Annotated in this window: 21 protein-coding genes; 12 read left to right on the top strand and 9 right to left on the bottom strand. The window is 41.4% G+C overall.

The genetic code is table 11. The annotated features are described in order from the left end of the window. Nucleotides 1–27: 27 nt before the first annotated feature. Nucleotides 28–1845 (top strand): chloride channel protein, encoded by a 1818-nt coding sequence (locus ACLI1A_RS09810; protein ID WP_411408476.1) that lies wholly within the window; start codon nucleotides 28–30, stop codon nucleotides 1843–1845. A gap of 77 nt (nucleotides 1846–1922) precedes the next feature. Here the strand turns inward: ACLI1A_RS09810 and ACLI1A_RS09815 are convergent, their stop codons facing one another. Both ACLI1A_RS09815 and ACLI1A_RS09820 read right to left on the bottom strand, forming a co-directional pair. Then, nucleotides 1923–2966, bottom strand: a complete 1044-nt coding sequence (locus ACLI1A_RS09815; protein ID WP_411408477.1) for an RluA family pseudouridine synthase — start codon at nucleotides 2964–2966, stop codon at nucleotides 1923–1925. After that, nucleotides 2966–3586 (bottom strand): PASTA domain-containing protein, encoded by a 621-nt coding sequence (locus ACLI1A_RS09820; RefSeq protein WP_411408478.1) that lies wholly within the window; start codon nucleotides 3584–3586, stop codon nucleotides 2966–2968. Before ACLI1A_RS09820 ends, ACLI1A_RS09815 begins: the two co-directional genes overlap by 1 nt. A 216-nt stretch (nucleotides 3587–3802) precedes the next feature. On the opposite strand from ACLI1A_RS09820, the gene ACLI1A_RS09825 reads away from it, so the two are divergent. The 6 genes from ACLI1A_RS09825 (at nucleotide 3803) to ACLI1A_RS09850 (ending at nucleotide 10708) form a co-directional block, all read left to right on the top strand. Continuing rightward, the gene (locus ACLI1A_RS09825; protein WP_411408479.1) at nucleotides 3803–4789 is read left to right on the top strand and encodes a D-alanine--D-alanine ligase; all 987 of its coding nucleotides are present in this window, start codon (nucleotides 3803–3805) and stop codon (nucleotides 4787–4789) included. Between the two features lie 74 nt (nucleotides 4790–4863). After that, nucleotides 4864–5319, top strand: coding sequence for a pantetheine-phosphate adenylyltransferase (coaD, locus tag ACLI1A_RS09830; RefSeq protein WP_411408480.1), 456 nt, complete (start codon nucleotides 4864–4866; stop codon nucleotides 5317–5319). 17 nt (nucleotides 5320–5336) lie between these two features. After that, nucleotides 5337–7064, top strand: coding sequence for a M14 family metallopeptidase (locus tag ACLI1A_RS09835; protein ID WP_411408481.1), 1728 nt, complete (start codon nucleotides 5337–5339; stop codon nucleotides 7062–7064). Between the two features lie 57 nt (nucleotides 7065–7121). Beyond that, entirely contained in the window at nucleotides 7122–7835 is a 714-nt protein-coding gene (locus tag ACLI1A_RS09840) for a hypothetical protein (protein ID WP_411408482.1), read from the top strand. A gap of 141 nt (nucleotides 7836–7976) precedes the next feature. Continuing rightward, nucleotides 7977–8639 carry a spermidine synthase gene (locus tag ACLI1A_RS09845; RefSeq protein WP_411408483.1) on the top strand — a complete coding sequence of 221 codons (663 nt, stop codon included), beginning with the start codon at nucleotides 7977–7979 and terminating at the stop codon, nucleotides 8637–8639. 821 nt (nucleotides 8640–9460) lie between these two features. Next, nucleotides 9461–10708 (top strand): T9SS type A sorting domain-containing protein, encoded by a 1248-nt coding sequence (locus ACLI1A_RS09850; RefSeq protein ID WP_411408484.1) that lies wholly within the window; start codon nucleotides 9461–9463, stop codon nucleotides 10706–10708. A 214-nt stretch (nucleotides 10709–10922) separates the two neighbouring features. On the opposite strand, the gene dnaK is transcribed toward ACLI1A_RS09850, so the two are convergent. Continuing rightward, complete coding sequence (gene dnaK, locus ACLI1A_RS09855; protein ID WP_411408485.1) at nucleotides 10923–12815, bottom strand: molecular chaperone DnaK; 1893 nt, start codon at nucleotides 12813–12815, stop codon at nucleotides 10923–10925. A gap of 236 nt (nucleotides 12816–13051) precedes the next feature. On the opposite strand from dnaK, the gene ACLI1A_RS09860 reads away from it, so the two are divergent. Further along, a complete protein-coding gene (locus ACLI1A_RS09860) occupies nucleotides 13052–15010 on the top strand; it encodes a sensor histidine kinase (RefSeq protein ID WP_411408486.1) in 1959 nt (652 codons plus the stop codon). Between the two features lie 102 nt (nucleotides 15011–15112). Here ACLI1A_RS09860 and ACLI1A_RS09865 read toward each other — a convergent pair whose 3' ends face one another. Further along, nucleotides 15113–15604: a hypothetical protein gene (locus tag ACLI1A_RS09865; RefSeq protein WP_411408487.1), complete on the bottom strand. Its 492-nt coding sequence runs from the start codon at nucleotides 15602–15604 to the stop codon at nucleotides 15113–15115. A 37-nt stretch (nucleotides 15605–15641) separates the two neighbouring features. Here ACLI1A_RS09865 and ACLI1A_RS09870 point away from each other — a divergent pair, with 37 nt between their 5' ends. Together ACLI1A_RS09870 and ACLI1A_RS09875 are read left to right on the top strand one after the other, a co-directional pair. Further along, nucleotides 15642–17063 (top strand): sensor histidine kinase, encoded by a 1422-nt coding sequence (locus ACLI1A_RS09870; protein ID WP_411408488.1) that lies wholly within the window; start codon nucleotides 15642–15644, stop codon nucleotides 17061–17063. 28 nt (nucleotides 17064–17091) lie between these two features. Then, a complete protein-coding gene (locus ACLI1A_RS09875) occupies nucleotides 17092–17487 on the top strand; it encodes a response regulator (RefSeq protein ID WP_411408489.1) in 396 nt (131 codons plus the stop codon). An 18-nt stretch (nucleotides 17488–17505) separates the two neighbouring features. Here ACLI1A_RS09875 and ACLI1A_RS09880 read toward each other — a convergent pair whose 3' ends face one another. The 5 genes from ACLI1A_RS09880 to pdxH all read right to left on the bottom strand — a co-directional run bounded on the left by ACLI1A_RS09880 (nucleotide 17506) and on the right by pdxH (nucleotide 22531). After that, nucleotides 17506–18396 (bottom strand): Ppx/GppA phosphatase family protein, encoded by an 891-nt coding sequence (locus ACLI1A_RS09880; RefSeq protein ID WP_411408490.1) that lies wholly within the window; start codon nucleotides 18394–18396, stop codon nucleotides 17506–17508. 29 nt (nucleotides 18397–18425) lie between these two features. Beyond that, nucleotides 18426–20546 carry a polyphosphate kinase 1 gene (gene ppk1 / locus ACLI1A_RS09885; RefSeq protein WP_411408491.1) on the bottom strand — a complete coding sequence of 707 codons (2121 nt, stop codon included), beginning with the start codon at nucleotides 20544–20546 and terminating at the stop codon, nucleotides 18426–18428. Then, nucleotides 20524–21033: a SixA phosphatase family protein gene (locus ACLI1A_RS09890; protein WP_411408492.1), complete on the bottom strand. Its 510-nt coding sequence runs from the start codon at nucleotides 21031–21033 to the stop codon at nucleotides 20524–20526. Before ACLI1A_RS09890 ends, ppk1 begins: the two co-directional genes overlap by 23 nt. 140 nt (nucleotides 21034–21173) lie before the next feature. Beyond that, entirely contained in the window at nucleotides 21174–21860 is a 687-nt protein-coding gene (locus tag ACLI1A_RS09895) for a hypothetical protein (RefSeq protein WP_411408493.1), read from the bottom strand. A 26-nt stretch (nucleotides 21861–21886) separates the two neighbouring features. Further along, nucleotides 21887–22531, bottom strand: coding sequence for a pyridoxamine 5'-phosphate oxidase (pdxH, locus tag ACLI1A_RS09900; protein ID WP_411408494.1), 645 nt, complete (start codon nucleotides 22529–22531; stop codon nucleotides 21887–21889). A gap of 136 nt (nucleotides 22532–22667) precedes the next feature. Here pdxH and nudK point away from each other — a divergent pair, with 136 nt between their 5' ends. Both nudK and ACLI1A_RS09910 read left to right on the top strand, forming a co-directional pair. Further along, nucleotides 22668–23252, top strand: a complete 585-nt coding sequence (nudK, locus tag ACLI1A_RS09905) for a GDP-mannose pyrophosphatase NudK (RefSeq protein ID WP_411408495.1) — start codon at nucleotides 22668–22670, stop codon at nucleotides 23250–23252. Between the two features lie 266 nt (nucleotides 23253–23518). After that, nucleotides 23519–25822, top strand: coding sequence for an acyl-CoA dehydrogenase (locus ACLI1A_RS09910; RefSeq protein ID WP_411408496.1), 2304 nt, complete (start codon nucleotides 23519–23521; stop codon nucleotides 25820–25822). Nucleotides 25823–25827: the final 5 nt, after the last annotated feature.

The following is a 25827-nucleotide window of genomic DNA, read 5'->3' on the forward strand; positions in this document are numbered from 1 at the left end:
CACAATCCTGTAAATTAATTTCCTGCAATGCAAAAAAACTTCACCTCTAAAACCGGCCTGGCACTACGAAACATAAGCCGATATTTTGAAGTTTTTTTCATGATGCTGAAGAGCCTTTTGTCCGAAAGGCATTTTATATATGTATCAGCTGTATTAGTAGGTATTTCAACGTCTATAGCAGTAATCATCCTTAAAGGATTTGCCCACAATGTGTTTCGCCTGGCTACGTATATAAACGGCTACCTGAAACTGCCCTACATAAACAGTATCCTGCCCATTATAGGTATTTTACTTACTGTACTGGTAGTAAAGCGTGTGCTTAACAACAAAATAGAAAAAGGAAGTTCGCGTATACTTGTTGCAGTAGCACGTAAAGGCGGCATTATGCCACGCAAGCAAATGTATGCCCAAATTATAACCAGCTCGCTTACCGTAGGCCTTGGTGGGTCTGCAGGGCTTGAATCTCCCATTACAATAACCGGGGCGGCTTTTGGGTCTAACTTTGCCAGAAAATATAAACTACACAGAAAAGACAGAATACTTATGCTGGCCTGTGGTGTTGCCGCAGGTATAGGTGCTGCATTTAATGCTCCTATAGCCGGTGTGCTTTTTGCCATAGAAGTTGTACTTGCCGATGTATCCATTACAGCATTCATCCCTATTATGATATCGGCGGCGGCTGGTGCACTTGTTTCAACCGTAGTCCTTGATGAGGAAATTTTGTTATCCTTCAGGCAAAGGCAGGAGTTTGACTACCATAATATTATATTTTATGTTTTACTGGGAGTTTTAGCGGGTTTTGTATCACTATACCACGCCAAAGTATTCCAGAAAGTAGAAGGGCATTTTAAAAACTTAAAAATATCGGGCTACCGCAAGGCCTTATACGGTGCCATACCCCTGGCGGTACTTATCTTTTTATTCCCTACCCTTTTTGGTGAAGGTTACGAAAGCATCCGTACACTAACTGCTGCAAATCCGCAAACACTATTAGACAATACGCTGCTGGAAAACATAGACTGTAAAGAATGGATATTACTCCTTTTTGTTACACTTACCATGCTTATAAAAGCAGTAGCCACCGGGCTTACCCTGGCAAGTGGCGGTAACGGGGGTAACTTTGCCCCGTCACTGTTTGTGGGATCGTACCTCGGTTTTATAGTTTCTAAATTCTTTAACCTTATAGGGCTGGCAAATTTGCCGGTGGGTAACTTTACACTTGTGGGTATGGCGGGTATACTGAGTGGTTTATTCCACGCGCCACTAACATCCATATTCCTTATTGCTGAAATTACCGGCGGTTATAACCTAATGGTGCCGCTAATGATAGTATCATCTATAAGTTTTGCAGTATCTAAACAGTTTGAAACGTATTCTATGGACGTAAAACACCTGGCAGACAAAGGCCATGTATTTACATCCGATAAAGACCGTAACATACTAAGCAGTATAGATGTTATGGAAGTTATAGAAACAGACATCCCTACAATTTCTCCATTAGCTAAAGCCGATGACATAGTACAACTGCTTGCAAATTCAAAATACGGTCATTTTGCAGTTACTGATGACCGTAATCACCTGCTTGGCATTGTTGATTTTGAAAACATACGAAATATAGTTTTTAATTCATTCCGTATAAAATACAGCACTATGGATGAATTAATGACTGTACCCACGGTAATAGCTTCTGTAGAGGACTCCGTTGAAATGATTATGGAAAAATTTGAGGAAGCACACGCCAATTACCTGCCTATACTAAAAGACGACCGCTATTATGGTTTTGTATACAAAGAAAAAGTACTGGAAGCCTACCGCGAAAAACACCGGGAAATTGTTATAGAGTAATCTCTCGCTGGATAAACTATAAAAACAAAGGCCGCATCATTTAATGATTGCGGCCTTTGTTTTATTTTATGTAATAACTACTCTTCTTCAGCAGTGTGTGATTTGGCATAAGTGCGCCACTTTTCTATACAGTCTACCATATCTTGTGGCAGCTCACTGTCAAAACGCATAAACTCTTTTGTAACAGGATGCTCAAAACCAAGGGTCTTGGCATGCAGCGCCTGGCGTGGCAGTGCTTTAAAACAGTTGTCTATAAACTGTTTGTATTTTGTAAACGTAGTACCTTTCAGTATAATATCGCCGCCGTAACGGGCATCGTTAAACAGCGTGTGGCCTATGTACTTCATGTGTACACGTATCTGGTGGGTGCGGCCGGTTTCCAGCTTACAGCTTACCAGAGTTACGTAACCCAAGCGCTCTAAAACCTTATAATGTGTTACTGCATGCTTACCCTGGCTTCCGTCTGGGTATACAGCCATTTGCATACGGTCTTTAGGGTGGCGGTCTATATTGCCTTCTATGGTACCCTCATCTTCCACTACGTTACCCCACACAAGCGCAATATATTCGCGCTCACTGGTTTTATCGGCAAATTGTTTTGTAAGGTGCGTCATGGCCTGCTCAGTTTTGGCAATGACTAAAAGGCCTGAAGTATCTTTATCTATACGGTGTACAAGCCCCGGGCGCTCGCTGCTGTTCATAGGCAGGTTTTCAAAATGGTATGCCAGCGCATTTACCAGCGTACCACTATAATTACCATGCCCCGGATGCACCACCATACCCGGCTCCTTATTAACAATAAGCAGCTGGTCGTCTTCAAAAACGATGTTTAGCGGAATGTTTTCAGGCTCCAGCAAGTATTCGTATGGCGGGTGTTCCATAAGTACACGCACCACATCGTTTGATTTTACCTTGGCATTGCTCTTTACAGGAACATCATTAATATAAATGTTACCTGCTTCGGCTGCTTTCTGTATTTTATTTCGGGTAGCGTTTTCAACAAGGTTCATCAAAAACTTGTCTACCCTTAGGGGTTGCTGTCCTTTTCCTGCCTCAAAGCGAAAATGCTCATACAGGTCTTCATTTTCAGCGTCGATATCTACAATCGGTTTAGTACTCATTATTTATCTCCTCCTTCGTCATCACTGTCATCACTATTCGGTGTTTCTACATCGGTACTATCCACATAGCTCACCTTTCCGTCGCCCAATACAAAGTCAATCTTACTTGCCTTAAGCACTTTATCGCCGGCTTTCAGTTTCTTACCGTTTATTTTTACTTCAAGCACTACGTCTTTAGCAATGTCCGGCACGTACGTCTTGGTTCCTTCTTCAAGGCCAACAGCTTTTAGCATAGGCACAGCCTGACGATAGGTTTTTTGTAAAACATCAGGCAGGGCTATAGTACCATAACCGCCTGCATTTACCTTAACATATATTTTTCGGTTGTGCTTTACACCTACCTGCGGCAGCGGATCCTGCTCAGTAATGGTATATGGCGGAAACGCCGGGTTAAAGTCTACCGTATCAAGCACTACAGCTTCAAGATCCAGTTCATCAAGTTTTTCCTGTGCATTTTCCACAGTAGTCTTTCTTAAATCCGGTACCAGGATTTTTTCACCGTGATTGGTAAAAAAGTCAAGCCATTGCAGCAGTATAAAAATTACAACTATTACAATAACTAAGGCTATACCCACCTGCTTAAAAAATACGGGGCTTTTCAGGAAATTCTTTAAACTCATGAATTGTTAGGTTTCTGCAAAGATATAAATAATAATGATGATGCCACAATTGCACACAAATACCATTTAGGTTTAGCAACGACCACATCCTTTAAAATATAACCCATAACCGATATAAATAGTATAAACAGGCCATATTATTATGTAAATAATGATATTTTTGTGTAGGCTTTACCGTTTTCGCGACGGCCAAAATTAACCGATTGATTTAAAAAAATGAATGTAGCAGTAGTAATGGGCGGATACTCAGATGAGTCTGTAATCTCTGTCCGCAGCGGCCAGCTTATCCTTGCCAACCTGGACCGTAATAAATACACCCCTTTTGAAGTACACATTTTGCCCGAAGGATGGGATGTGCTTATTGAAGGCAGCAAACACGCAATTAATAAAGCCGATTTCAGTTTTGAGAAAGACGGCACCAAAATAGCATTTGATGTAGTGGTAAATACCATACACGGCACACCGGGCGAAGACGGCCAAATGCAGGCCTACTGGCAGCTGCTGGGCTTACCGTATACCGGCTGCGGTTTTTACCAGAGTGCCCTTACCTTTAATAAAAGGGATACACTAAGTGTATTAAATAAATTTGGCATACCACGCGCAAAGAGCATTTACCTTAGTAAAGGCGATGCTATAGATGCGCAGGATATAGCCGCTACCTTAGGGCTGCCTTTTATGGTAAAGCCAAACCAAAGTGGCAGCAGCCTGGGCATTAGCAAGGTAAACAGCATTGAAGAATTTGACAAAGCACTGGAATTTGCCTTTGCAGAAGATTCAGACATACTGATAGAAAGCTTCCTGAAAGGTATGGAAGTATCTGTAGGGGTGCTTAACTACCAGGGGAAAACAACGGTTTTAGGCATTACAGAGATTGTATCGCACAATGATTTCTTTGATTATGAAGCCAAATACCAGGGTAAAAGTGATGAAATAACCCCTGCCCGACTTGATGAGGCAACCGAGCAAAAAGTTCGCGAAATATCCATCAAAGCATACGAAGCACTGGGCATGAGTGGTTTTACCCGTTCGGAATTTATAATTGTGGATGGCGAACCACATTTTATTGAGATGAATACCAATCCGGGCTTATCACCGGCCAGTATATTCCCACAGCAGGCCGCAGTAGCCGGAGTAGCCATGAGCGACCTGTTTGATAACGAAATAAAACTGGCACTGGAACGAAAAGTGCTTTTTAAAAAATAGTTTTGGTTGTCAGTTGTTGGTTGTTAGTCAGAACAGCCAACAACCTGAAACCTTAAACTTTAAACAAGAAAGAAATGAAAGTAGCCGTATTTCCGGGTTCGTTTGACCCTATTACACTTGGGCATTATGATATTATTAAACGTGGCAGCACCCTGTTTGATAAAATCATTATTGCCATAGGGGTTAACGCCGAAAAAAAATACATGTTTCCGCTGGAAGAGCGCAAACGATTTATTGAAGAAGCTTTTAAAGACGAACCAAATATTGAGGTAATTACGTACGAAGGCCTAACCATAGATTTGTGCAAAAAAGTTGGTGCAAAATTCATTTTAAGGGGATTGCGCAACCCTGCCGACTTTGAGTTTGAAAAGGCTATTGCCCACACCAATCGCCAGCTGAGCAAGATAGAAACCGTTTTCCTGCTTACGGCTGCAAAAACCTCATACATAAGCTCCAGCATAGTACGCGACGTACTGCGAAACGGAGGTGATTATACGAAACTGGTACCGGATTCGGTACGCGTGAAATAAGAAAGGAACCGCATTTGATGAAGAAGATATTAGTATGGCTGCTGTTTCCGGCGGCCTTATTTGCTCAAAACAAACCTGCATATCCTACACCTTACGAGAAAGGTAATGGTAACCAAACCGCTACCTACCAGGAAGCTATAGCATACTACGAAGCGCTGGATAAGGGTTTTGAAACCATACAGTTGCTGCCTGCCGGTGAAGACGACAACGGCCTGCCCATACACATAGTAACCTACAGTGCCGATAAAAACTTTAACCTTGCCGAAGTACGCAAAAACAAAGCAGTATTACTTATAAACAACGGCATACACCCCGGCGAACCCGACGGTATTGATGCTACCATGATGCTATACCGCGACCTGGCAACCGGTAAAATACAGGCACCCGAAAATACCATAATTGTAGCCATACCGGTATACAATGTATCGGGTATGCTGAACCGTGGCAGCTATAGCCGCGCCAACCAAAATGGCCCAGAAAGTTACGGTTTTAGGGGAAATGCACGTAATTATGACCTGAACCGCGACTTTGTGAAATGCGACACCAAAAACGCGTTGAGCTTTGCGCAAATATTCCACAAGGTAAAGCCTGATGTATTTATAGACAATCACGTAAGCAATGGTGCCGACTACCAGTACACCCTTACCTACATAGCCACACAACACCAAAAGCTGGGCGGACCATTAGGGCAATACTTTAAAACAAGTATGATGCCTGCCATACTGGATGCGCTAAAAGCAAAAAATATAGACGCTACGCCCTATGTAAACATACACGATGAGTTGCCCGAAAAAGGCTTTACCCAGTTTATGGACTACCCGCGCTACTCTACCGGATATGCCAGCATGTTTGACGTGCCGGGATCCATGCCCGAAACGCACATGCTGAAGCCCTATGCAGACCGTATAAAGGTAACCTACGAGTATATGCTGGAAACACTAAGCTACCTGGATAAAAACCACACTGCCATAAAAGAAATGCGCCAGGCCAACCGGGACAACTTTATGCCGGGGCATAAATACCCGCTAACATGGCAAACAGACAGCTCGGCAGTATCTTTATTACCGTTTAAAGGCTATGAAGGCAGTTACAAAATGAGCGAAGTTACAGGCCAGTCAAGGCTGTACTACGACCGCACCAAGCCTTTTAGTAAGCTGATAAAGTACTACCGCGAATATTCTCCGGTTACTGAGGTTACCATACCTAAAGCCTACGTTATACCTAAAGGCTGGTGGAATGTTGTAGACTTACTGAAAATAAACAACATACAAATACAAGAGCTGAAGCAGGACACGCTAATTGAGGTAGAGAGCTACCGCATAGTAAACTACAAAACATCGGGGCAGCCTTATGAGGGGCACTACCCGCACAACACTACCGAAGTAGCGGTTAAAACCCAGAAAATAGCCTTTAAAAAAGGAGATTATTTAATAGACACCCAGCAGGCAGGTGTAAAATACCTGTTGGAAATGCTGGAACCACAGGGTGCCGACTCGTTTTTTACCTGGAATTTCTTTGATGCCATTTTACAGCAAAAGGAGTATTATTCGGCGTATGTGTTTGAAGACACCGCTGCAAAGCTGCTGAAAACCAACCCAAAGCTTAAAGCCGAATTTGACACCAAAAAACTGAACGATAAGGTTTTTGCTTGGAACCCTGAAGCACAACTCGACTGGATTTATACCCACAGCGAGTACTACGAGAAAACACACAACGAATACCCGGTGTACAGGATTGTGAAGTAGGTTTTACACCATACTACCTTAAAAACCAGATAGTTTAAAAGCCAACAAACCCACCAAATGAAAAACCTCCAACTCTATCCCCGGCTGTTTGCGTTTATTGCGCTTGGGTTTGTAATTGCTACCATTGTAGGTACTGTAAGCCATGAAATGGGACATATTGCTATAGCCAAAAGTTTGGGTTACCGCACCATACTGTACTATGATTCTATGGATTACAATATGGGAGATAAAATGGACGCACTTGGCACATATTACGATAAACATCATGATAAGATAATTGCGCGCGGCAATTCACCTGAAAAAAAATTCTTTAATGAAAAGTTTGCTCAATTAAATACCGACGGTAACCTTGTAACCTGGGGCGGCCCGCTACAAACCATGATTACCGGCACTATAGGCCTGGCAGCTTTATGGTTCAGGCGAAAAAAAATTGCTGCTGTAGGCATGAAAGCTGCTGACTGGCTTAGTGTTATCCTTGCTTTCTTCTGGTCGAGGCAATTGTGTAATTTCCTAATGGGTTGCTTACATTTTATTAAACGACATAGATGGGGTGACCATGACGATGAAAGCAGGTTAAGTCTTTACATGCGGCTTCCGGTAGTTACTGTAGGAGCTGTAACCGGCATTATTGCCACTGCCATACTATCGTATGTTGTATTTTACATCGTCCCGAAACAGCAGCGCCTAACTTTTATAGTAGCGGGTGCAGCGGGCAGCATTTTAGGATGGGTAGTTTGGATGGAATGGATAGGCCCCGTAGTTTTACCATAGTTAAAATTTCATCTATCAGAGCTTACACAGGCATACACAAAGTGTGTACAATGTGTGTACAATGTGTATACAACAAGGCGACAGTCTGTAAACAACCATCAGCTAAAATAGCTATATTTGCAACTGCACTAACACAAACCCATGTTTAAAAAAATCCTGAGTTATTTTATTCCTGTAAACCTCCTCAGGAAAGATTCGGAAGTAAGCCAGCGCCTGGAAGTAACCCTTAACTACGGCAAGCTGGTACTGGACAGCAAAAATACCAATTACTCTTACGGCAGCCTGCAACGCATATTGCGCAAAGGGCTTCATTACATAGGTTTTGAGCGTATACGAGGGTTCAGTAACATACTGGTGCTAGGTGTGGCAGGCGGCAGTGTTATAAAAACCCTATCGGAAGATATAGGCTATAAAGGGAAAATTACCGGTGTGGAAATTGACCCGAAGGTAATAGAGTTGGCCAACACCTACTTTGGGTTGGCAGACGTGCCAAACTGTACTATCGTGATAGACGATGCCTTTGAGTTTGTGCTGAAAACCAAAGACCGCTACGACCTTATCATAATCGACATCTTTAAAGATACCCTAATGCCGAATTTCCTGTTTGAGGAATTCTTCATTAACCGTATTAACTTCTTACTAAAGGTAAATGGCTTTATCTTATTTAATACCATGACACTAACACAAAAAGATAAAGACAGAAACACTGCTTACCGCGAAAAATTCAGCAAGGATTATTCGGTACGTATGTACCCGAAAGTGGAAGACCATAACGAACTTTTTACCATTAAAAAGCTGAAATAATTTCAATACAAACATGGTTTTTCTACATTCAGCACCGCAACCGCCACTGAATAAAACATCCTCATAAAAACATCTTCACAAGCTCAAAAGATACCGCCACAGCAACCAACAAAACAAGCTGTTAAACCGTGATATTCTTAAGGCAACTACGCCATAAAACGAAGGTTAATTCCGCGTACCCAGCCACCCAGGAACACAGGGAATTTTCCGTATTATCACCTAAAAACCATATAAGATTATTTTCAAAACAAACATCTTAACACATTGTTTATCAATAAATAAAACTAAATCATGTAAATTAAATATTTAACAAATTACTTTCGCAATCAAAGCTGCCTAAATATTCAGGATGAAAGCTGTTTTGAGAGTTAAAAATAGCCTTGAAAAAACTGAACAAGCTTTAAAAGACTCCTGCCAAAAAACCACAAAAACACACTACCTATACTACAGCTTAGGATTCTCAAAACCGCTCCACTTCACTCTGCCTACAAGAACCCTAACCCCAAACAATAAGCCCTTCAATAGTGTGATTAATGATCAGTAACATTACTATAGCAGCAAAACCCGGTAAATAAATCAATACCGAAAACCCCAATACCCCTGATGAAACCGGAACTCAATACTAAACAAAACAGCCTTAATTAAAGCACGCAAATTTCCACCCTGTGCAAAAGTGTAATTATCATATTACACACCTACATCGTTGTAAAATTTTGATATGAAAATTTTTTTAATCAAAAATTTGACAATTAAATAATTTTTGTTCTATATTTGATAAGTGTAAAAAAGACATTTATTAAACAAACCAAATTTTAATTTTCATGATTAAAACTTTACGCTCATCCAGGGTTGCCGTTATTGCAGTAGCCGCAACCCTGCTGGGCGCAGGTTCTGTAAAGGCACAAACCTATACCTGGACAGGAGCTGCGAACAGCCAATTTTACAACACTTCTAACTGGACGAGTACTGATGGCTTTATAGCTTTTGATAATTCATCGTTTAAAGTGGTTGTAACAAACGCTACAGGGGCTTCGCCACAACTGGATCAATTTACAGACTGGCAGCCGGGCATATACAACAACCTGGGAGGCAGCATTACGTTTAATGCCGACTATAATGTTTACTATAACGACTGGCTAAACGGTACCGTAACAGTAAACACAGGCGCTTTTTTTACCTGCCGTAACATTATACGCGTAGGTCGTGAAGGCAGCGGCACCGTAAACCTTAACGGCGGCACCATGCGATGCCTGCACGAAAGTAACTGGCAGGGTATATTTATAGGCGCCCTTGCCAATGGTAACGGTACTGTAAACGTAAACAGCGGTGGTGTTATAAGCGGAGGGTACCAGGTGGAAGTAGGAACACGCGACTTCTACCCTACCGGAGTACTGAATGTGAACGAAGGCGGAACAAGCGAAGCGTACTGGACAACAGTAATAGGGCCAAACGGAACCATTAATGTAAACGGCGGAACTGTAAACTGCGGACAGGTAATTATAGTAGGCGACCTTTATGTAGACACGGCAGGCAATACCGGAACCGTAGGCAACGTAGTAGGCCAAATGTATGTAAACTCTGGTACCGTAACGGTAAACCATTTAGACCTTGGGTCTCCGGCGGTAATAATGCACGCAAACAGCAAAGTGGTTATAGACAACGGCACCTTTAGGGTAAGGCGCACCGGCGTTGACTTTAGCGAAACACTAAACGGTTTTATTACCGGAGGCCAGCTACAGGCTGCTGAAGGCAAAACACTGACAGTAACGTATGACGGTACTGAATTTACCACAGTAACTGCTACCGCTAACGCAGCAGTAGCAACCGTAAACAAAAAAGAAATTACCCTGTACCCTAACCCTGCTTTAGATAAACTGAATATAGCGGGCAATGCACTGGGTGCTAAAGCTGAAATAAAAATAGTTTCTATAACAGGCGAAACGGTACTAAACCAGCCGGTAAGCAGCATAAACAATGCAGTAGACATCAGCAGGCTTGCAAGCGGTATGTACATAGCTACAATAACTTCAGATAACAGCAGCTACACGTCAAAATTCATAAAAAAATAAGTTAGTTTTTTATATTTCATATTTAGGTTAGTCAAAAAGATAAGCGCCCTCAAAAGGGGCGCTTACTTGTTTGTACACAGAAAATTACCTTAAACAATTGATATACAAAAATAATCCTGAGTGCTATTCTAAAACAAAAAATGAGCAAAACAAAACGCCCCGCAAATTGCGGGGCGTTCTATCTTAATACTTAATACTAATTTCTTAGCACTAATTATTTTACTTCTTCAAAATCTACGTCCTGAACGTTCTCACCTTCGGCGCCTTGTGGCTCAGCTTGCTGGGCACCACCCTGGGCACCTTCGGCCTGGGCTTTGTAAAGCTCTTCAGAAGCGTTTTTCCAGGCTTCATTTATCTTATCAAGAGCAGGCTGTATTGTAGCAGCATCTTTGCTTTCGTAAGCAGCTTTAAGCTCTGTAAGTGCAGCTTCAATAGCAGCTTTGTTACCTGCAGAAAGCTTATCGCCAAATTCTGAAAGTTGTTTTTCTGTCTGGAAAATCATAGCGTCAGCTTCGTTAAGCTTTTCAACCTTTTCTTTTGCAGCCTTGTCAGCTTCAGCGTTTTCTTCAGCTTCACGACGCATCCTTTCGATTTCTTCCTGTGTAAGACCTGAAGAAGCCTCTATACGGATATCGTGTGATTTACCTGTACCTTTATCTGTAGCCGATACTTTGATGATACCGTTAGCATCTATATCAAAGGTTACCTCGATTTGAGGAACTCCTCTTGGTGCAGAAGGAATACCATCAAGGTGGAAGCGTCCGATAGTTTTGTTATCAGCAGCCATTGGCCTTTCACCCTGAATCACGTGGATTTCTACTGATGGCTGATTATCGGCAGCAGTAGAGAATGTTTGAGATTTCTTGGTAGGGATTGTAGTGTTAGCCTCGATAAGCTTAGTCATTACACCACCCATAGTCTCAATACCCAGTGAAAGCGGGGTTACGTCAAGAAGTAGTACATCTTTAACGTCGCCGGTAAGTACACCACCCTGAATTGCAGCACCAATAGCCACAACCTCATCCGGGTTAACACCTTTTGAAGGTTTTTTACCGAAGAATTTCTCTACTTCTTCCTGTATACGTGGTATACGTGTAGAACCACCTACAAGGATAACCTCATCAATATCAGATGTTTTAAGGCCTGCATCCTGTAGCGCCTTAGCCACCGGCTTCATAGAACGCTGTACAAGATCGTCAGCAAGTTGCTCAAACTTAGCACGTGTAAGTGTTTTTACAAGGTGTTTAGGCCCTGAAGCAGTTGCAGTAACGTACGGCAGGTTTATTTCAGTTTGTGCAGAGGCAGAAAGCTCAATTTTAGCTTTTTCAGCAGCTTCTTTAAGACGTTGCAGTGCCATTGGGTCTTTGCGCAGGTCTACACCTTCTTCGCTGTTAAATTCGTTTGCTAACCAATCAATGATTACCTGGTCGAAGTCGTCACCACCAAGGTGTGTATCACCATTAGTAGAAAGTACTTCAAATACACCGTCGCCAAGCTCAAGGATAGAGATATCAAATGTACCACCACCAAGGTCGTATACAGCGATTTTTTGGTCAACACCTGCTTTATCAAGGCCGTAAGCAAGCGCAGCTGCTGTAGGCTCGTTGATTATCCTTCTTACTTTAAGACCTGCAATTTCACCGGCCTCTTTAGTAGCCTGGCGCTGAGCGTCATTAAAATAAGCAGGAACAGTAATAACCGCTTCTGTTACAGTTTGTCCAAGGTAATCCTCAGCTGTTTTTTTCATTTTCTGAAGCGTCATGGCGCTAAGCTCCTGCGGAGTGTATAGGCGGCCATCAATATCTACACGTGGGGTGTCGTTATCACCTTTTACCACTTTGTAAGCTACAGTAGAAGCTTCTTTTGCACTTTCGGTATACTTATTACCCATAAAACGCTTAATAGAAGCTATGGTTTTTGTTGGGTTAGTTACCGCCTGCCTTTTTGCAGGATCGCCCACTTTAATTTCGCCTCCTTCAACAAAAGCGATTACCGATGGTGTGGTCCTTTTTCCTTCGGCATTTGCAATAACAACCGGCTCACCGCCTTCCATTACGGCTACGCAAGAGTTGGTTGTTCCTAAGTCGATTCCTATTATCTTACTCATCTTGTTATATAGTTATTTTTTTGTTTCTCTTAATTTTTACTCAGTACGCTTTCTATTAGTCAATGATTGTGCCAGTAAACCATACCGTGCAAAACTGTGTAAAATGGCAGAAAACTTATGACAAGTTGACATAATTGTTTTCTGAATATTCCATAACTGTCATTTTTTTGAGTTTTTTTTACTAATTTTATACTGCACCAGCATCCCAGACATAAATCTTACTATCAAAATCGACCATGAAAACACTCTTACTGCGCTATAAGTATGCTGCATTTTATTCGGCTATAGCCATTATAATCCTCAGCCTGCTTTCACTTGTTGGCTGGTTTTATGATAATGAAAACCTTAAAAGTGTAATACCGGGTTACACTACTATGAAAATAAGCACGGCTGTAGTACTTATTTTACTTTCCTTTTCACTGATAATTAATTTTGCAAATTCGTTGCATAAATATAAGTTAGTTGGGCAAATCATGGCTTTGTCTGCGGTTATATTAGGAACTGTAGGGCTAGAACAAAACTTTGTACAGGGTAATATTCTATCAGAACTAATGTATAGTTTGTGGGAAAATAGGGAAAAATATATACTACAGGGAAAAATATCCTTCTATACTTCATCCTGCTTCCTGTTTTCGGGCCTGGCGCTATTACTGGCAAACAGTAATAGACCAAAGCTTATAACCATTTCGCAATACCTGCTGCATACCGTTACATTCGTTTCAGGATTAGAACTACTAGGGTATATTTTTAACCTTCAGGATGTTTATTCGTACAACCGATACAACCCCATGGCGGTACACACCGCTGTTTGTTTTGTGCTTTTTTCTATAGCAGCCAGCCTGCAGAATTATCGTTATGGGCTTACACGCTTGTTTACAGGTACAGGCATAGGCAATATAATGGCACGGAAATTATTCATAAAAATATCGGCAGCCATGCTTGTAGTTAGTTTCCTGGATAGTTATACCATACATTTCCGGCTTATGTTCAGGCAAACAAATTCGCTCATATTTACCGTGCTCATTATTATTATCTGTCTCGGATTTATATGGCAAACATCAAAAAAATTAAACTCTATGGAGTATAAAATGAAGGTGGAAGCAGATAAATTAAACAGTGTATTTGAAGCCCTGCCTAACGCTCTAGTTATAGCCGACGAAAAAGGAAAAATTCTGCTAGCCAATAAAGAAACTGAGAGGCTGTTTGGCTATACAAAAGATGAACTGATAGGAAAAAGAATAGAAATGCTGCTCCCGGAACGATACAGGGCATCTCATCCCGAAAAGAGAAAGCGTTTTTTTGTACATCCTTCACAAAGAAAATACAGCTCTGAAGCAGAACTATACGCGATAGATAAAACCGGACATGAATTTCCTATAGAACTGGGACTTACCCCGCTAAAAACCGAAGAAACCCTGGTAGGGCTTGCCATAGTTGTAGACATAACCGAACGTAAAAAAAACGAACGTATTATAAAAGACCAACTACGCGAACTTAAAATAAAAAATCAGGAAATGGAGCAATTTAACTATATAGCTTCGCATGATTTACAAGAGCCTTTGCGTACAGTGTCTAATTATATTGAGTTATTAAGGGAAGAATATCCGGAAATTATGACCGAAGAGATAAATATGCATATAGACGAGATGCAACAGGCCACAACTCGTATGAGCAGGCTTATAAGGCACCTGCTGAAATATGGTCTTATAGGAAACAATAAACATTTGGGCGTAACAAATACAGCCACAATACTTAGTGAGGTAAAAGCCGACCTTAAGGGACTTATTTCTACATCATCTGTAGAAATTTACTATGATACCCCACTACCCGAAATAGTAGCCTATGAAACAGAACTAAGGCAATTATTTCAGAACCTTATAAACAACGCCATAAAATTTTGCAGGAAAGATGTGCCCTGTAAAATAAATATAGGATACAATGCAGATAACGACGAAGACAAACATGAGTTTTATGTAACAGACAATGGGATAGGTATTAATGAAAAATATTATAATAATATATTCAACATTTTTCAAAGACTTAACAGCAGGGAAGATTATGAAGGCTATGGTGTGGGGCTGGCCAACTGCAAAAAAATTGCAGAAATGCACGATGGGAAAATTTGGGTGGAATCCCACCTGGGAGAGGGAAGTACATTCAGGTTTACAATCTCAAAACATTTAACAGAAGAATAATTCGTCTACACTTTTTTACCTTTCAACGTTACTAAATAGCTATTCCCCTTTTTAAAAATCATAATTTGATTTTATAATCTAATTTTAAAGTATCCGGCTAATTTAATTCGACCTATTTATGAGTACGGCCTTTAAAATGTTTTGTAGGAAATTAGGAATTTCCTTTACAATAATTTCATTTTTTTCAGGTGTTGTTTGCGCTATAGGACTTTTACTAAACAGCGAAATGCTTACCACATTTGGCGTTGGTTTGGTGTCCATAAAATTAAATACTATTATAGCTTTATTAAGCTTAAGTGCTGCCTTATACCTACTGCATAAAAATGCACAAAAAAGGGCACTCTTATTACTTATTTTACCTTTATTCATAGCACTAATATCTTTTACAGAAGATGTTTGGAATATTAACCTATGGATAGACCAATTAGTTATCAATGATACTATTGGCAGGGCACATGATGTTCTCCACCCAGGCAGGCCAGCACCATTTTCATCGGTTTTAATTTTTTTAACCGTTGTGGGTATTGTTGTTTCAACATTTAAAAAAAAGTTCGCAAAAGAAATTGCGCAGATTATTTTAGGCTTAGTCACCATTTTTTCATTCGTACTTCTAATAGGCTACTTATTTAATGTGCCTGCACTACAGCATTTAAATTTTTCTTCGCCGGTTACCTTCCCTACTGCTTTAAACACTTTTTTACTAAGCATATCTGCAGCGTTACTAAATCCACTCTCAGGTTACTTAAGCCTGTTTGTAGGAAACAAATTAGGAAATTACCTTGTAAGAAGACTGTTGCTGCAAATTATAGGTTTTGCCATATTCATGGGATACCTGAGGCTTATAGCTCATAAAATGAATCTTTTTGAGCCTGAAATGGCACTATGCATAACCGTACTTACGTTTATACTTGTAGTGTCCATCTTCGTATCGAGGATAGCTATGCAATTAAATACTATTGAAGATTCCAGGGCATATGCTGAAGAAAAGTTTAAGCTGGTTTTTGAAACCACGCCAAACGGTATTATTATAGTAGACACAAAAGGCAAAATAGTACTGGCTAATAAACAGTGTGAAGAACTTTTTGGTTACAACCAGGAAGAATTTTCCGGTAAAAGCATTGATATGCTGATACCAAACACTTACAGAAAAAACCATGAAGTACACAGAATGAAGTACATAGACGAACCCATAAAACGAAAAATGGGCGGAAACGACGATCTTACTGCGCTTCATAAAAACGGCTATGAAATTCCCGTAGAAATTGGCCTTAACTCAGTAAAAATAAATTCGGAAAGGCTTATAGTAGCCTCAATTATAGACACTACTGACAGAAAAAATTACCAACAAATAATACTGGACAAAAACCAGCAGCTACTTATAAAGAACAGAGAGGTAGAACAATTTGCATACATAGCAAGCCACGACCTGCAAGAGCCTCTGCGTACACTGCGAAATTACATAATGCTTATACAGGAGGATTATCCGGAGCTGGATGAACAACTAAAGATGTATCTTGAAGATATGAACAATGCATCCGAAAGAATGAGTAAATTAGTAAAGCACCTGCTGGACCATGCCCGTATAGGCGCCGGCACCAAAGAAGAACCTCTTAGCCTGGACAACTGCCTGCAACAGGCAATGAAAAATTTGGAATTATTAATCAAAGAATCAAACGCAGAGATTAAAGTAAATAGTAAACTCCCCGAAATAATGGGGCATGAATCTGAAATACAAAGGCTTTTTCAGAATATGATACACAACGCTATTAAGTTTACAAAAAAAGGCGAAACACCATTTATAGGCATTAGTTACACCATAAACCCTGCAACAAAACAAACCGAGATAGAAATATCTGATAACGGTGTGGGCATAGAAGAAAAACAGCAACAAAACATTTTTAAAATGTTTTATAAAGGTACAAACATCAACAATCAGGGGGGATACGGAGTAGGTTTGGCCAATTGTAAAAAAATAGTTGAGCTACATAATGGAAAAATTTCGGTAGAATCTATTAAAAATACCGGAACAACGTTTAAATTTACATTGGGGTAATTAAATTTTTCAACTAAAAAAAAACTGATTGGACACTAATATAAAAACCGTCATGCTTATTGATGATAATAAGATTGACAACTTTTTTCATGAAAGGGCTATAAAAAAACACAACGACGACATAAAAGTTATCGTGTATTTATCGGCCGAAGAAGCTCTTGAGGCCATAAAGGAAAATCAATCAGACGAAGTACCTGAAGTTATTTTCCTTGATATTAACATGCCCGGAATGAACGGATGGGAGTTTTTAGATGAATACTTTAAACTGGACGAAAAACAACGAAAAAGCATTGTAATTACCATGCTTAGTACATCTGAAAATCCCGATGACATGAAAACAGCCGAAGAGCGAGGCGTAAGCTTTAGCTCTAAACCATTAACCACCGAGATTTTAAACGAACTGGAGAGTAAGCTAAAACCCTAACCAAACGCTAACACTTTTTTATAAAGTGCCATGGTACATAGCTTTAACTATACCGTCTGACAATCCTATTTTTGGTACAAAGATATTCCTTGCGCCACTCCACTTCATGGCATTAAGGTAAATACGTGTAGCATGTATAATTACATCGGCACGATCCGGGTTAAGCTCTAAATCAGTAATACGCTGTTCGTAACTCATACTGCTTAGCTGCTGGTACTGGCTTTGTATATAGAAGTAAGACAGTGGCTTATCCTGCTTTTTACCCGAAAGTTTAAACAGCTTGTTTATGTTTCCACCCGAGCCTATGAGGTTAATATTCTCATACGGCTCAGTTACTACTTTTATCCATTTTTCTATTTCCTGCCACACCACATCGTTCACCATGTTGTTTAACAGGCGCACGGTGCCGTTCTTAAAAGATTTAGACGCCACTATCTTCCCATCAGCAAATAATGAAAACTCAGTGCTTCCGCCACCTACGTCTACAAAAAGATAATTTTGCCCCGGTTTTAAAAAGTCGTGCAAATCGGTTGCGGCAATAATCGCCGCCTCCTTTTTACCGTCTATAATATCTATTTTTATATCCGCTTCACGCTGAATAATGTCTACCACTTCCTGTCCGTTGTACGCCTCACGCATAGCCGAAGTAGCACAAGCCATATAGCGTTCTACCTTGTGCACTTTCATAAGAAGTCGGTACGCCTTCATGGCATCTACCATACGCTCTATATTTTCTTCGGTAATTTCACCTACGGTAAAAGCATCCTGCCCCAAACGAATGGGTACACGTACCAGTGAAGCTTTGTTAAACGCGGTTTCTTTTCCGGGCGCTTCTACAATATTTGTTACTAACAGCCTCATGGCGTTAGATCCAATATCTATAGCGGCGTATTTCTTTAAACTAATCATGTAATGCGGTCGTATCTAAAAAAAACTTCTTATTCTTCTGTACCCTCAGGGCTTACAGTGGTATAAATTACCTCCAGCTTATTACGGTAATAATTATAGGTTTCATGCTGTGCACGGAATGGCTTGGCATTAGATTTTTTACGGTACTTATTTTCCATACCCTCACTGTGCAGCCTTGCCTTAACATTACCCTTCCACCCTATTTCAAAGGTATCCAGCATTTCTTTCTTAATATCTTCGTCATATATAGGGCAGGTAACTTCCACACGTGAGTCGAGGTTACGCGTCATAAAATCAGCCGATGATATATAAATATCCGGATTACCGGCATTGGCAAAAATATAAATACGCGGATGCTCCAGGTAGTTGTCTACAATACTTATAGCCTCTATGTTTTCGCTCATGCCCGGCACCCCCGGAATAAGGCAACACATGCCACGTATAACCAGCTGTATGCGCACGCCTTCTCTGCTGGCCTCATACAGTTTATCTATCATCCTAAAGTCGGTAAGACTGTTCATTTTCAGCTTTATGTAAGCTTCCTTACCGGCTATAGCGTTTAGTATTTCCTTATCTATAAGTTTATAAAACTTATTTCGCGTATAATGTGGCGATACAATAAGGTGCTTATAGCGGTATACCTTGTAATTTACATCGAAAAAGTCGAAAATCTTGCTTACCTCCTTCATTATCTGCTGGTGTCCGGTAAACAGCGTAACGTCTGTATACACCTTTGCGGTACTCTCGTTAAAGTTACCTGTAGATATAAAGCCGTAACGTTTTATTTTACCGCTTTCCAGGCGCTCTACCATACATATCTTGCTATGTACCTTAAGGCCTTTTACCCCAAAAATAAGGTTAATACCTTCGGTTTGCATCATTTCGGCATAGGTAATGTTACTGGCCTCATCAAAACGGGCCTGTAATTCTATCTGCACCGTTACCTTCTTACCATTTTTGGCAGCATTGATAAGCGAACTGATAATCTGCGAATTCTTAGCCAGCCTGTACAGCGTAATTTTAATACTAAGCACTTTAGGATCAAGCGCAGCTTCTCTAAGGAATTTAATCACGTAAGAATATGACTGGTATGGCGCATACACCATATAATCTTTTCGCTTAATGCGCTGTAGTATATTCCCTTCCAATGAAAGCCCATTTACAGGCAATGGAGGGTTTTGCTGACTCAGCAGGTCGGCACGCCCCAGCGTAGGGAAATCCATATAATCCCTGCGGTTATGGTAGCGCCCACCGGGTATAATACTGTCTGTAGAATCTATATTCAGCTTTTCCAGGAAGTACTGTAGGGTATCTTCCTCTATGGCTGCATCGTATACAAAACGTACCGGCTCGCCTATACGCCTGTCCTTAACACCCGTCCATATTTTTTCCATAAGGCTCTTACTTTGATCCGAATCCAAATCAAGCTGGGCATCACGGGTAATTTTTATCATGTGGGCAGAAATACTTTCATATTTAAAAATATTGAAAATATTATCCAGGTTGTATCGTACAACATCATCCAGCATTATAATAAACTGCTTCTCATTTACCGATGGCAGTATTACAAAACGGCTCACCGTACGCGGCATTTCTATAATAGCATAACGCACCCTTTTATCGGTATCCCCTTCCCTTTTAGGAGGCATTACCATTTTTACAGCAAGGTAACCTGCCGTATCTTTTAGCAACGGAAATTCCTTTAGGTCGTTAAGCACAATGGTTACAAGCTCATTAGTTACTTTTTGTAAAAAGAAATCCTTTACAAAAAGTTCCTGTTCGCGGTTCAGCTGGGTTTCATTCAGCATAAAGATATTTTCCTTCTCCAGCTCCTTCTCTATACGGCTAAGTATACGAAGGCTTTCGCTTTGCTGCTCTATAACTATCTCGGTAATTTCACCAAGCAATTTGTGGGCAGAATCAGTAAGCGGAAGTTCTTCACTGGTAATACCTTCAAGGCTAAGGCGGCGTATAGCGGCATAGCGAACCCTGAAGAACTCGTCAAAGTTATTTGAAAATATCCCTAAAAAACGAAGTCTGTCTAACAATGGTACAGTTTCATCGGCGGCTTCCTGCAATACGCGGGCGTTAAATGCAAGCCAGCTTTTTTCCCTGTCGTTATACCGGTTAACCGGTGAGTGATGGATCATATTTTTTTAATTCTCTTGGAAAAATTAACACATCTGTCGAACCCTTGGTAAGGTCTTTCCAGTCGTTTGTATCAAACGACATGGAAACAAATCCCGATGTAGGCACATTTTCTACATCGCGGTTCCCAAAGGTATTAACAAAATTAGTAATAGCGTCATTATGTCCAAAAAGAATTAAGTTATCAAATTGGTTATCGCAGGTTTTTATCACTTTTGCCAAGGCAGTATGGTCAAAAGTATACAGGTCGTCCCTGAAGTTAATATTGTCTATAGGTATCAGCAGTGTTTCGGCAAAAATGTAGGCCGTATTTTTTGCCCTTTGGGCCGTACTGCTCCACACTACAAATGATTTTGGCAAATGCTGCTCTACTTTAGACGCTACAAGATGCGCATCATGTATGCCCCTTGTACTCAGCGGGCGGTCTTTATCTATAAGGGGTGCATCCCAACTTGACTTGGCATGACGGATTAGTATAAGGGTTTTCATAAGAGTCGTATTATAAATGTATACTACTAAATATACAAAATTTTATAACACAACACGAGCCAAACAGTTAATTTGCTCTTAAAATTGAATGATAAAAAACAATCTTTTGAAAATCCTTTATCTTACGTCAAACGATTTGATTACAAAAAACCAACATAAATATACTTTTTATCCCCCTTAGTTATAGACAGTACTCTATTAGTATTTGAAGGAAGCCCCGCCTTATCTGCATCTTTCCAGTACCCCTTTCCTTTTAGTGTAATAAAACAACCAGCCGGTATAATCCACTCATAGCAAAAAAGTGCCATATCTATGCCAAATATGGTTTTATAGTCAACATTATTACTTTGAAGATATGCAAGTACATTAGGCGAAGGATTATCAAACAAGCCTGATTCATAAATCATTTTATATTTGTCAAGGACTTGCAGTGGGTCTGAAACCGCTGCCTTTGCACCATTATGCTCTATATAAAACGGTTCTTCAGAATGTTCTCTAACTAAAACACGTGCACGTGTATAACCAGTTCCTTTGGTTACCGCAAAGCCACCTATACTGAAACCCTTGCTTCTATTATTATAATTGGGATCTCCTTTCCAAATTTCAACACAATAATACACACACTCCAGGCCTGAAAGCGGTGCGATAAGTGTTTTGCCAATGGGTATTACTTTGCCATAGGTTTCTACATACTCTCTGTCCATTACATCAGTAATTTCCTTTCGGGGAACCTGTCTCATATAAGGACTGGTATTTCCGCTAAACAAAAAATAGCAAACCACTAAAACAGCGAGACCTGCTATTACGGCAATTACTAATATTTCCATTAGGTATAGTTAGTTGTTAAAATGTTTTACGGTGCCAGCCTTACCACCTTCCACGAATGGTCATCCTGAAGGATGAAGCGTACACGGTCGTGCATACGGTTTGGCCTCCCCTGCCAAAATTCTACTGATACCGGGCGCACAAGATACCCTCCCCAATGATCGGGGCGCGGAATTTCCTTACCTTCATAGTTCTTTTCTACGGTAGCAAGCCTGTCATCCAGGTACTCACGAGATGGCACCACACTACTCTGCTCCGACGCTATTGCGCCCAGCTTACTGCCATCGGGGCGGCTGTCAAAATAACCGTCACTTATATTTACCGTAGTCTTTTCAGCCTTCCCCTTTATAATTACCTGGCGTTCCATGTCCTGCCAAAAGAACGACAGGCATACATTAGGGTTTTCGGCAATGGCGCGGCCTTTATCCGAAAGGTAATTGGTAAAGAATATAAAACCTTCGTAAGTGTACTGTTTTAGCAGTACCACACGCGAATTCGGGTAACCATCGAGTCCCATGGTGCTTACCGTCATGGCATTTACCTCACCCGATATACCAAATTCCTCAGCCTCTATAAACCACTTTTTAAACAGGTTTATAGGGTCTTCGGGCAGTTGGGTTTCATCAAGCTGGCTCTTTTCGTAAGAACGGCGGTAATTGCTCAGGTCGCTCATGGCTTCAGGTATTTTGTTTGTAACGCAAAGTTACACTTTTGGCAGGTTATGGTTAACCAAAGCGAGCTTATAATTTTACAAACGCAGGTACGTTTTTTCGCACTTTACCGTTACCTTTACTGCAAAGAAGATTGTTATGCCCGAAAATATTACCATACTAAGCGAAGAACTGCTTAGTAACAACTGGGGTACCCTTACCAAGGTAACCTACAAAACCACTACCCCTACCGGAGAAATCGTAACCGGCGTACGCGAAGTATACAACCGTGGAAACGGTGCTACCATATTACTTTACAATAAAGAGAAAGGCACCGTAATACTTACCCGCCAGGTACGCATACCCACTTACTATAACGGCAACCCTAATGGCAGGCTTATAGAAACCTGTGCCGGCCTGCTGGATAATGAGAGCCCTGAGGAAAACATACGCCGCGAAACCGAGGAAGAAACCGGGTATATTATAGGCGAAGTAACACGCATTATGGAAGTATATATGTCGCCCGGATCTGTAACGGAGACCATACACTTTTTTGCAGCACCCTATAATGATGCCCACAAAAACGGCGACGGTGGCGGCCTGGAAGAAGAACAGGAACACATAGAGGTTATAGAGCTACCTTTTACAAAGGCTATGGAAATGGTAAAAACAGGCGAAATTAAGGATGCCAAAACCGTTATGCTGCTGCAATGGGCTAAGATTGAAGGGATTTTTGGGCTATAATATATAAACCAATCGCTTCGCGTGCTTTTCAGCTTTCCAAAGGAAAGCCTTAGTGTTCCTTCATTAGTCTGATATTAATCTTAAACAACTTTGTGGAACTTTGTGCCTCCCTTAGCGCCCTTTGTGGTAAAAATTTCACCCAAAGGCGCCAAGCCGCTAAGAAGTAACCACATGATAACTGCAACTCAGCATCTTTTTTAACACTCCCTTACAAAGGCTACCGTAAGATAATGCTTATTTTTATATCCGCACAATTACAATCAAAAATGGATATAACTTTTAACACCGATCCCAAACTAAACATACTGCTGCCCCTACTGTACCACGCCTGGCAGGACAGCGAACTTTCTACCCAAGAATATAAGGCAATAGCCGATTTTATCAATAAACAGGACTGGCTTACCAAAGCCGAGAAAGACTTTCTGCAATCCAAAATAGATGCCGGTGTACCGCCTACCCGCTCGGAACTGTTCCATTGGAGGGAAAAGATTGATACTGCACTGCAGGCCAACCCGAAAACGGCATCGTTTACCGATCTGGGTATTCTTATAGCCAATGCCGAACGCACTGCCGTTAAGGATGAGGATATTGCCAAAATAGCCCCCGCCGTTGCCCTGCTGGAACAACAACTGGGCATAATAGGTGTTGATGCGCTTTCGGCTTACCGGAAAAAAGAAAGCATTACAGCACAGCACAATACCGAACATACGTTTGACCCCGCAGCCATGACAGCCTTGCTGGATGCCGACCATTCCGATATAATAAACAAAGTAAAAAGCATCATAAGCCGTAAGGATTTTACCCCTGTGGTAGACAGCGATATTAATGCCTTTCGCGAAAAGGTACTGGGCTGGTGCAAGGTACTGGCAAACGAAGGTTTGGGCAGCTATGCCTACCCCGTTGCCTACGGTGGCAGTGGCGATATGGAGGCCTACTTTGCCATTATGGAAACCCTGAGCTACCAGGATTTGAGCCTTGTGATTAAATTTGGTGTACAGTTTGGCCTTTGGGGCATGAGCGTTATGTTCCTGGGCACCGAAAAGCACCATAAAAAATACCTGCCTGCCATAGGCGCACTGGAACTGCCCGGCTGTTTTGCTATGACCGAAACCCACCACGGCAGTAACGTAAAAGACATCCGTACAACGGCTACTTACAACCACGCCACCCGTTCGTTTACCATACACACTCCCGAAAAATACGACCGTAAGGAATACATAGGCAATGCTGCCGTACACGGTGAAGCCGCCACGGTTTTTGCCAAGCTTATCATCGACGGTAAGGACTATGGCGTAAATGCATTTATAGTTACCATCCGCAATAAGGAGAAGCAAACGCTGCCGGGTGTTACGATAGAAGACTGCGGACACAAAATGGGACTTAACGGTGTAGATAACGGCATTATTACCTTTGATAACGTGGAGATTCCCTACGAGAATATGTTGGATAAATTTGCTGGCGTAAATGAGAACGGCGAATTTGAAAGCCCTATCCCCAGCGATAACCGCAGGTTTTTTACCATGCTGGGTACGCTGGTAGGCGGACGCATAGGTATACCGCGCTCTGCACTGGCAGCTGGTAAGGTAGGACTTGCAACAGCCATTAAATACGGAGACAAGCGTAAGCAGTTTGGCCCCGAAAGCGGACAGGAGGTGCCGATACTCAACTACCGTATGCACCAGCGCCGCCTGATGCCGTACCTGGCCAATGCCTATGCGCTTACCTTTGCCCTGCAATACCTTACCAAACGTTTTATAAACCGCAGCGAAGCCGATATGCAGGAAATTGAAGCCCTGGCTGCCGGGCTTAAATCATACACTACCTGGAATGTACGCAATACGCTTCAGGAATGCCGCGAGGCCTGTGGCGGTAAGGGTTACCTGAGCGAAAACCGCATAGACGACCTGAAAAACGATACCGAGATTTACACCACTTTTGAGGGCGATAATACCGTACTGATGCAGCTTACTGCCAAAAACCGCCTGGGTGAATTCCGTAAGCAGTTTGGCGAAATGAGCGTGAGTACTATTTTTAATTATGTGGTGGAACAGGCCAAAACAGGCATTACCGAAAAGAACCCGTTTGCAACCCGTAATACCGATGAAGCCCACCTTAAAGACCCTGCATTCCATTTACAGGCGTTTAAATACCGCGAACGTGAATTGGTAAATTCTGCTGCTAAACGTTTTAAGAAACTTACCGATGATGGATTAGAGCCTTTTGATGCCGCAAACATTATGCATCCGCACATGCTGCAAATATCGGATTCGTACCTGGACAGGGTGATTTTAGAGCAGTTCCAAACGAAACTGGAAACCGTAACCGACCAGAGCCTTAAAGAGGCACTTACCGGATTGTACCAACTCTTTGCCCTGAACAAGCTTGAAGAGCACAAAGCATGGTACCTGGAACAGGGCTATATGGAAGGTGTAAAAACCAAGGCTATACGTAAGTTGGTGAGCCAGCTTTGCTGGGAAATACGCCAGGATGCCGTGCCATTGGTTGATGCATTTAACATCCCTGAAAACTGCCTTGGGGCTATTGCTGCTGATAAGATTGCCGAAGCATAAAAAAA

It is taken from the genome of Flavobacterium sp. RHBU_3, assembly GCF_046613565.1.
GTDB lineage: Bacteria > Bacteroidota > Bacteroidia > Flavobacteriales > Flavobacteriaceae > Flavobacterium.